This is a genomic window from Paraburkholderia solisilvae (assembly GCF_902859875.1).
Lineage (GTDB): Bacteria > Pseudomonadota > Gammaproteobacteria > Burkholderiales > Burkholderiaceae > Paraburkholderia > Paraburkholderia solisilvae.
In genome coordinates this window covers 1-8,534 of sequence record NZ_CADIKF010000099.1, presented here as the reverse complement: position 1 = coordinate 8,534, position 8,534 = coordinate 1, and the positions used below count along the sequence as shown (strand labels likewise).

8 protein-coding genes and 2 pseudogenes are annotated in these 8,534 nt (G+C 67.3%); 6 read left to right on the top strand and 4 right to left on the bottom strand.

Translation table 11 applies throughout. The features are described from left to right. The 4 genes and pseudogenes from HV675_RS31635 to fliE form a co-directional block, all read right to left on the bottom strand. Positions 1 to 391 (bottom strand): annotated as a pseudogene (locus tag HV675_RS31635) (flagellar hook-length control protein FliK); the annotation flags it as partial. 130 nt (positions 392 to 521) lie between these two features. Continuing rightward, positions 522 to 848 carry a flagellar protein FliT gene (locus tag HV675_RS31630; RefSeq protein WP_175115396.1) on the bottom strand — a complete coding sequence of 109 codons (327 nt, stop codon included), beginning with the start codon at positions 846 to 848 and terminating at the stop codon, positions 522 to 524. Beyond that, on the bottom strand, positions 845 to 1,279 hold the full coding sequence (fliS, locus tag HV675_RS31625) for a flagellar export chaperone FliS (RefSeq protein ID WP_175115395.1): 435 nt from the start codon (positions 1,277 to 1,279) through the stop codon (positions 845 to 847). Before fliS ends, HV675_RS31630 begins: the two co-directional genes overlap by 4 nt. A gap of 173 nt (positions 1,280 to 1,452) precedes the next feature. Next, on the bottom strand, positions 1,453 to 1,779 hold the full coding sequence (fliE, locus tag HV675_RS31620) for a flagellar hook-basal body complex protein FliE (RefSeq protein ID WP_175115397.1): 327 nt from the start codon (positions 1,777 to 1,779) through the stop codon (positions 1,453 to 1,455). A 249-nt stretch (positions 1,780 to 2,028) separates the two neighbouring features. Here fliE and fliF point away from each other — a divergent pair, with 249 nt between their 5' ends. The 6 genes and pseudogenes from fliF to HV675_RS31590 all read left to right on the top strand — a co-directional run. Next, positions 2,029 to 3,837 carry a flagellar basal-body MS-ring/collar protein FliF gene (gene fliF / locus HV675_RS31615; RefSeq protein ID WP_175115394.1) on the top strand — a complete coding sequence of 603 codons (1,809 nt, stop codon included), beginning with the start codon at positions 2,029 to 2,031 and terminating at the stop codon, positions 3,835 to 3,837. After that, positions 3,827 to 4,822 (top strand): flagellar motor switch protein FliG, encoded by a 996-nt coding sequence (fliG, locus tag HV675_RS31610; RefSeq protein WP_175115393.1) that lies wholly within the window; start codon positions 3,827 to 3,829, stop codon positions 4,820 to 4,822. The genes fliF and fliG overlap by 11 nt, the downstream gene beginning before the upstream one ends. After that, positions 4,815 to 5,480 carry a flagellar assembly protein FliH gene (gene fliH / locus HV675_RS31605; RefSeq protein WP_175115392.1) on the top strand — a complete coding sequence of 222 codons (666 nt, stop codon included), beginning with the start codon at positions 4,815 to 4,817 and terminating at the stop codon, positions 5,478 to 5,480. Before fliG ends, fliH begins: the two co-directional genes overlap by 8 nt. After that, positions 5,474 to 6,973, top strand: coding sequence for a flagellar protein export ATPase FliI (gene fliI / locus HV675_RS31600; protein ID WP_175115391.1), 1,500 nt, complete (start codon positions 5,474 to 5,476; stop codon positions 6,971 to 6,973). The genes fliH and fliI overlap by 7 nt, the downstream gene beginning before the upstream one ends. Positions 6,974 to 6,975: 2 nt before the next feature. Next, positions 6,976 to 7,425 (top strand): flagellar export protein FliJ, encoded by a 450-nt coding sequence (gene fliJ, locus HV675_RS31595; RefSeq protein WP_175115390.1) that lies wholly within the window; start codon positions 6,976 to 6,978, stop codon positions 7,423 to 7,425. Positions 7,426 to 7,500: 75 nt separating this feature from the next. Then, positions 7,501 to 8,534, top strand: a pseudogene (locus HV675_RS31590) (hypothetical protein); the annotation flags it as partial.

Sequence of the window (8,534 nt, the reverse complement as noted above, 5' to 3'; positions counted from 1 at the left end):
CGCCGTTGCCGGCATTCGCCGCGGGCGCATTGCCGTTGGGCGCGGCGCCGGCGGCGCCCGTGGCGCCATTCGGCAGGCCGCCGCCGTCGTCGAGCGCCGGCACGACCGGCCAGATCGGCCATTCGCCGATCAGCGAGGGCGTCGCATCGCCGCCCGAGCGCATGATCGCGTCGAGCGTCAGCGCAATGCGCGACAGAATGGTTTGTGCGGAAGCTTGCGGCTGGTTAGCGAGTAACGATACCGGCGTACCGGTCGCCGCCGCCGGCGTATCGACGGTCAACGCGGGGGTGCCGGTTTGCGCGGTCGAGACATTGCCGCGCGAACCAATCGACAACAGGCTGTCGACGCGGCTCGCGAGCAGCGCAGCAACGGCCGTGTCGATGTTGGTCATGCATCCTTCCTGTCGTCACCAGGCAAAAAACAGAAAATGGGAACAGCCAACCGGGAATGACCCGGCGCGAAGCGCCCGCAAGCAGAAGGCAAACCGCCGCCGGCGTACGTGCGCCGGCGGCTAGCCTGTCTCACCGCGCCCCGTAGATCTCTTTCAATACCTTCGCCGGACGGCCCGCGAACAGCGCGGACAGCTTCGCGAGACGCGGATTCGCGAGTTCGCGGATCGCGGCGTCGTTGGCGAGAATTTCGCGAATCAACTCGTATTTGCGGCCGCGCTCGTCATCGTCGAGGCGCACGTCCGTTTCAGCTTCCTTCAGACTGTCGACCAGACTGCGATACTCACTCTGCATGTGCGCCAGTTCGCCCCACAGCGCATCGCGGGCGGCCGTCAGCATCCGGCACGAGATCGCCGCGATCGCCTCATAGCGGGCGAAATACTCGTCATTCGCAGTCATCGCATCGTTTCCGCGGAACCCTGTGCCGCCATCCGCGCCACCTCCGGCCCAATCGCCGTCCATGCTTCCTCGATTGTCGCTAGCAGACGGTCGACTTCGATCAGCATCGATTCGTCGCTCTTGATATTCGCTTGCAGTAACCGCCGCGTCATGTAGCTGTACAGCGCGTCGAGCCGCTCGGCAATCTCGCCGCCCACATTCCGGTCGAGCGACGCCTGCAGGCCGCTCTCGATGATCGAGATCGCCTTGCCGATCGCCTCGCCGCGCCGGCCGACATTGCCTTGCTGCATGTGGAAGCGGGCCTGTCCGATCGCCTTGCGCGCACCCTCGAACAGCATCGCAATCAGGCGGTGCGGACTCGCGTTCATCACCCCTGTCTCGTTGCCCACGCGTGCGTAAGCGCCGGCTCCGGCGTGCCCTGGGGAAAACATCGACGCTCCTCCTGTGTGATGCGCGCTGCGGTTGTATCAGACAAAGCCCGTCCCACTGCTGCGCATCGCGCGCTGCGGTGACTGTGTCCGTGTTATCGGACGGTCAGGACAAAGCTTTAGGGTGCGAAGGATGGTTTGCCGGGGCCGGCCCGATCCGCGCGGATCCGCGCCGATTACACCTGCATCTGCATGATGTCGTTGTAAGCCGACACCAGCTTGTTGCGCACCTGCAGTGCGAACTGAAAGCCGATACCCGCCTTCTGGCCGTCGATCATCACGTCGTTGAGCGACACGTTCGACGCACCGACTTCGAACGCCTTCGCCTCGCCCTCGGCGGCCTTCTGGTCATTGCTGACTTTGTCGAGCGACGCCTTCAGCGCGGCGCCGAAGCTGCCCGACTCCGTGGCGCCGGCTTGTGCGCCCGGGCCGTCGGCCGCCTCCGACGCCATCGACTGGATTTGCTGCAGCGCGGAAGTCAGCGGATTCGCAACGGTCATGATTTCTCCAGAGGAAAAACCGGCGCTGCGCGTACCGCCCTCGGCCGCCATGCCGGATTGACGGGAAGCATAAACGCGGGGGCCTTACGGACAGCCGCGAAAGTAGAGGGGAAACCTTGCTCTATTCGGCCAATCGCGTTGCACCCCGGCGTGGAAAATGCCCATCGTGAAAGTCTCTGTCCGCGCGTCCGCTGTCGTTAGGCAGCAGTCCCCGCGGACCGGAGCCAAGGCATCCCCGGAGAAACCCGACGCATGGATTCGTCAGCCAATTCTTTGATCAACCCCGAAAGCCGCAGCATGGGCCTCGCGAACGCGCAGCCCGCCGCCGCGGGCTCGGCGGGCGCCGGCGCCGCTCAGGCTGGCGGCGCGGCCGACCTGAGCGGCGCGCTCGGCGGCAATTTCGCGCAACGGCTGTCGTCGTTTCCGTCGTCGCTCACGCAGATGCGCGGCAACCCGCGCGCGCCGCTGATCATCGCGGTCGCCTTGCTGATCGCCATCGTGGCCGGCCTCGTGATGTGGTCCCGGGCGCCCGACTACAAGGTGCTTTACAGCAACCTGTCGGACCGCGACGGCGGCGCGATCGTCGCCGCGCTGCAGCAGGCGAACATTCCGTACAAGCTGTCCGAAGGCGGCGGCGCGATCATGGTGCCCGCCGACCAGGTGCATGAAATGCGCATGCGCCTCGCCCAGCAGGGCCTGCCGAAGAGCGGCTCGGTCGGCTTCGAACTGCTCGACAACGAGAAATTCGGCATCAGCCAGTTCGCCGAGCAGGTGAACTACCAGCGCGCGCTCGAAGGCGAGCTCGAACGCACGATCGGGTCGGTGTCGACCGTGCAGACCGCGCGCGTGCATCTGGCCATTCCGAAGCAGTCCGTCTTCGTACGCGACGCGGAACCGCCGTCCGCGTCGGTGATGGTGAACCTGTATCCGGGCCGCGTGCTCGATGAAGGCCAGGTCAACGCGATCACGCATATGGTCGCCTCCGCCGTGCCGCAACTCTCGCCGCGCAACGTGACGATCGTCGACCAGGACGGCAACCTGCTCACGCAGGCGAGCACCGGCACCGGGCTCGACGCGACCCAGCTCAAATATGTGAAGCAGGTCGAGCACGACACCCAGCAGCGCATCGACGCGATCCTCGCGCCGCTGTTCGGCGCCGGCAACGCGCATTCGCAGGTGAGCGCCGATATCGACTTCTCGAAGGTCGAGCAGACCGCCGAAACCTATCAGCCGAACGGCGCCAACCCCGGACAGGCCGCGATCCGCAGCCAGCAGACGAGCAGCGACACGCAGATGCAGCAGGCCGGCGCGTCGGGCGTGCCGGGCGCGCTGTCGAACCAGCCGCCGCAGGCGACCCAGGCGCCGGTCGACGCGCCGAACGGCGCAAGCGGCGCGACGCCGCCGACGCCGATCAGCGACCACAAGGACGCGACCACCAACTACGAGCTCGACAAGACCGTGCGCCACTTCCAGCAAAGCGGCGGCGGCATTCACCGGCTGTCGGTCGCGGTGGTCGTCAACTATATGCCGCACGTCGACGCGAAGGGCCACACGACGATGCAGGCGCTGCCGGCCGACAAGCTCGCGCAGGTCGAACAGCTGGTGAAGGACGCGATGGGCTTCGATGCGAAGCGCGGCGACTCGGTGAATGTCGTCAACAGCCTCTTCACGCAGCCGGTCGATCCGAACGCGAACCTGCCGTGGTGGCGCACGCCGGACATGATCGCGCTCGCCAAGCAGATCGCGACCTACCTCGGCATCGCGGCCGTCGCGCTGTTCCTCTACTTCGTGATGGTGAAGCCGGCGCTGCGCCGCGCGTTCCCGCCGCCGGTCGAGGCGACCGCCGCCACGGCGCTGCCGTCGTCGGACGAGCCGGTTCTGCTCGATGGCCTGTCATCCGCCGCGAAGGCCGCCGATGACGGTCCGGACGCCGCGCTGCTCGCGTTCGAAAACGAGAAGCATCGTTTCGAGCGCAATCTCGAGTACGCGCGCTCGATCGCGCGCCAGGATCCGAAGATCGTCGCAACCGTCGTCAAGAACTGGGTGTCCGATGAACGCTGAAGGCATAACCAAAAGCGCGCTGCTGCTGATGTCGATCGGCGAGGAAGAAGCGGCGCAGGTATTCAAGTTTCTCGGCCCGCGCGAGGTGCAGAAGATCGGCGTCGCGATGGCGGCGCTGCGCAACGTGACGCGCGAGCAGGTCGACGAGGTGCTGCAGGAATTCGCGCGCGAAGCCGAGCAGCACACCGCGCTGTCGCTCGATTCGAACGACTACATCCGTTCGGTGCTCAACAAGGCGCTCGGCGAGGACAAGGCCGGCGCGATCATCGACCGCATCCTGCAGGGCAGCGATACGAGCGGCATCGAAGGCCTCAAGTGGATGGACTCCGCGGCGGTCGCCGAGCTGATCAAGAACGAACACCCGCAGATCATCGCGACGATTCTCGTGCACCTCGACCGCGATCAGGCATCGGAAATCGTCGCGTGCTTCGCGGAGCGTCTGCGCAACGACGTGCTGCTGCGTATCGCGACGCTCGACGGCATCCAGCCGGCCGCGCTGCGCGAACTCGACGACGTGCTGACCGGCCTGCTGTCGGGCAGCGACAACCTGAAGCGCAGCCCGATGGGCGGCATCCGCACCGCGGCGGAAATCCTGAACTTCATGCCGAGCAACCACGAGGAATCGGTGCTCGAGAACGTGCGCCAGTACGACGCGGAGCTCGCGCAGAAGATCATCGACCAGATGTTCGTGTTCGAGAACCTGCTCGACCTCGAGGACCGCGCGATCCAGCTGCTGCTGAAGGAAGTGGAATCGGAAGCGCTGATCATCTCGCTGAAGGGCGCGCAGCCCGCGCTGCGCCAGAAGTTCCTGTCGAACATGTCGCAGCGCGCCGCGGAACTGCTCGCCGAAGACCTCGACGCGCGCGGCCCGGTGCGCGTCTCCGAAGTCGAGACGCAGCAGCGGCGCATCCTGCAGATCGTGCGCAATCTGGCCGAGAGCGGCCAGATCGTGATCGGCGGCAAGGCGGAAGACGCATATGTCTGAACGTGAACCCGCACGCGACAGCTTGTCCGCGTATCAACGCTGGGAGATGGCATCGTTCGATCCGGTGCCGCCGCCCGATCCCGTTGATGAACGCGACATCGAAGCCGAGCTGCAACAGCTTCGCGACGCTGCGCATGCGGAGGGCGTCGCGTCCGGCCACGTGGCGGGACAGGCGCTCGGCTACCAGAAAGGCTACGAGCAGGGACACGTAAAAGGCGTCGAACAGGGCCGCGCCGAAGCGCGCAAGGAAGCGGAGCGCGTGATGGCGATCGCCGATGCGTTCCAGGGCGCGCTGAGCGCCGCGCAATCCGAAGTAGCCGAGACGCTCGTTGCGCTCGCGCTCGATATCGCGCAACAGGTGGTGCGCCAGCATGTGCAGCACGATCCGACCGCGCTGATCGCGGCGGCGCGCGAAGTGATCGCCGCCGAGCCGGCTCTGACCGGCGCGCCGCATCTGATCGTGAGCCCGGCGGATCTGCCGATCGTCGAGGCGTATCTGATGGACGAGCTGCGCACGCGCGGCTGGAATGTCCGCACCGATCCGTCGATCGAGCGCGGCGGCTGCCGCGCGCAGGCCGCGACCGGCGAAGTGGACGCGACCGTCGGCACGCGCTGGGAGCGCGTCGCGGCGGCGCTCGGCAAGGTGAGTGCATGGTGAACACGCCGACCGTCGACGATATCGAAAAAAGCGACCTCACGCCGCTCGAGCGCGAACTCGCGCTCGCGTCGTTCGGCAGCAACCCGCCGCACGCGCACGCCGCGGTCGCCGCGAACAACCCGCATCTGCAGGCATGGCGCGATCGCCTCGACGGGCTACGCAAGCGCAACGCGATCGCCAAGCCGCTGCGCGCGTGCGGACGTCTGACCCGCGCGGCCGGCCTCGTGCTCGAGGCGGTAGGCTTGCGTCTGTCGGTCGGCTCCGAAGTGATGATCGAACTGCCGCCCGGCAGCACGCTCGCGATGGCCGAAGCGGAAGTAGTCGGCTTCTCGGGCGACCGTCTCTTTCTGATGCCGACCACTGAAGTGCACGGACTGCTGCCCGGCGCGCGCGTGTATCCGCTCGAAAGCGCGCCGGTCGAAGATCCGATGGCCGGCGCCAAGCGGTTGCCGGTCGGCTGGGGACTGCTCGGCCGCGTGCTCGACGCGTCCGGCCGGCCGCTCGACGCGCTCGGCGCGCTCTCCGCGGTCGACGACGCGCCGTTGACCGCGCCGACCATCAACCCGCTGCATCGCGAACCGATTCATCAGGTGCTCGACGTCGGCGTGCGCGCGATCAACGCGTTGCTGACCGTCGGACGCGGCCAGCGGATGGGCCTGTTCGCCGGTTCGGGCGTCGGCAAGTCGGTGCTGCTCGGCACGATGGCGCGCTATACGAGCGCCGAAGTGATCGTGATCGGCCTGATCGGCGAACGCGGCCGCGAAGTGAAGGAATTCATCGAGCAGATTCTCGGCAAGGACGGCCTCGCGCGCTCGGTCGTCGTCGCGGCGCCGGCCGACGTGTCGCCGCTGCTGCGGATGCAGGCCGCCGCGTACGCGACGTCGCTCGCCGAATATTTCCGCGATCAGGGCAAGCACGTGCTGCTGCTGATGGATTCGCTGACCCGCTACGCGATGGCGCAGCGCGAGATCGCGCTCGCGATCGGCGAGCCGCCGGCGACCAAGGGCTATCCGCCTTCCGTGTTCGCGAAGCTGCCCGCACTCGTCGAGCGCACCGGCAACGGCCCGGAGGGCGGCGGCTCGATTACCGCGTTCTACACGGTGCTCACCGAAGGCGACGACCAGCAGGATCCGATCGCCGATTCGGCCCGCGCGATTCTCGACGGCCATATCGTGCTGTCGCGCGCGCTCGCCGAAGCGGGCCACTACCCGGCGATCGATATCGAAGCCTCGATCAGCCGCGCGATGACCGCGCTGATCGACGACAAGCACCTGGAAAAGACCCGCATCTTCAAGCAGATGCTGTCGCGCTACCAGCGCAACCGCGATCTGATCAACGTCGGCGCCTACACGAGCGGACGCGATGCGCTGCTCGACCGGGCGATCGCGCTCTACCCACGTATCGAAGCGTTCCTGCAACAGGGTTTTCGCGAACGCGCGCCGTTCGACGCGAGCCTGAACGCGCTCGGCTCGCTGTTCACCGAAGGAGGCTGAAGATGGCAGAAACCTCGCCGCTGCAAATGTTGATCGAGCTCGCGCAGGACGAACTCGATGCCGCCGCGCAGCGCCTCGGCCGTGCGCAGCGCGAACGCAACGACGTCGAAGCGCAGTTGAACGCGCTGATCGAATACCGCAACGAGTACTACCTGCGCTTCACGAAGTCCGCGCAACTCGGCATGGCGGCCGGCAACATGCGCAACTTCCAGGCCTTCATCGACACCCTCGATGCCGCCATCGAGCAGCAGCGCAGGCAGCTGGCGAACGCCACCGCGAAAGTGGACGCCGCCAAGCCCGACTGGCAGAAACAGAAGCAGAAGCTAGGTTCCTATGAAGTGTTGCAGGCGCGCGGCGAAGCAGCCGAAGCGCTGAAGGCGACGCGCCGCGAACAGCGGGATTCCGACGAGTTCGGCGCGCGGATGTTGAGAATGCGGACCGGCAACGCGTGACGCGTGTCACGCGGCCGGGTTTTCTGGATCAGGTTTGAATACCTCGAGCCAAGGCTCTGACCGACGGGAAACATCATGTCGAGAATTTCAATGATCGATTCGCTGCTCGCCGCGCAAGGCGCAGCAGCAACCCATGCATCGAACGCGGGCAGCGCGGCGCTTTTTGCGCAAACGCTGCAGCAAAGCATCAACGCGCAGACCAACGCGGCCAATACGGCGGCCGCGCCGGCGCCCGCCGCGCAGCAGCCTGCGCCGACCGACAAGGCGCCGGGCGCGCAAGCGGACAGCGACGCGAACAGCGCGAGCACGGCCACGCCGGGCGGCACCGTGCATCCGGGCGACAGCACGCAGGCGTCGTCACCGCCGGCGCAACCGGACTCGTCGCAAGATGCGTCGTCGACGAAATCTTCGACAGCGCCGTCTACCGGCGACAGCACGCAGCAGGCCGGCAAGTCCGGCGACGACAAGACCGGCGACACGACGTCGAAGTCGCAGGACGCGCAGGCGTCGAACAACGCGGACGCGTCGGCCGCCAACGCCGCAGCCGCGGCGGCCGCCGCGCAGGCACAGGCGCGCGCGAACACGGCGGCGAATGCCGGCAAGGACGCGAGCGCCGCGACCGCCGACGCCAGCGACGACAAGGTCGCGCTCGCCGGCAGCGAGAAGACCGGCGACGATGTCGGCACCCATAAAGGTCTCGCGGGCAGCGGCAAGTCCACGCATCAGAAGGCCGATGCGGCGCTGGCCGCGCTCAACGGACACCAGGATCTGACCGCGCCGCCGGTGCAGAACGCAGCGGCGAATATCCCCAATGCGGCGTCCAGCGCCAAGGCGAGTGCCGACCCGAACAGCGCCGCGTCGCCGGACAAGGGCTTCGGAATCGGCCCGATGCTCGGCGACAGCAAGTCGGCCGGCGACGGCACCGCGCAAAACATGGCGCCGATGAACAACACGTCCGCCGTCACGACGCCGGACCAGGCGACGCAAGCGGCGCAGGCCGGCGCGACGAACGCGGAAGCGGCTGCAGCCGCCGCCGCTTCCGCGAATGCCGCCGCGGCCGCCAGCCTGCCCACGGCGAGCGGCGCAGGCGACGCGCTGAACGCCGCGAT

Bases quoted from the DNA above. Each gene is read 5' to 3' on its own strand.
- fliI (WP_175115391.1), top strand. From the start codon at position 5,474: ATGGTGAACACGCCGACCGTCGACGATATCGAAAAAAGCGACCTCACG.
- fliH (WP_175115392.1), top strand. From the start codon at position 4,815: ATGTCTGAACGTGAACCCGCACGCGACAGCTTGTCCGCGTATCAACGC.
- fliJ (WP_175115390.1), top strand. From the start codon at position 6,976: ATGGCAGAAACCTCGCCGCTGCAAATGTTGATCGAGCTCGCGCAGGAC.
- HV675_RS31630 (WP_175115396.1), bottom strand. From the start codon at position 848: ATGACTGCGAATGACGAGTATTTCGCCCGCTATGAGGCGATCGCGGCG.
- fliF (WP_175115394.1), top strand. From the start codon at position 2,029: ATGGATTCGTCAGCCAATTCTTTGATCAACCCCGAAAGCCGCAGCATG.
- fliS (WP_175115395.1), bottom strand. From the start codon at position 1,279: ATGTTTTCCCCAGGGCACGCCGGAGCCGGCGCTTACGCACGCGTGGGC.
- fliG (WP_175115393.1), top strand. From the start codon at position 3,827: ATGAACGCTGAAGGCATAACCAAAAGCGCGCTGCTGCTGATGTCGATC.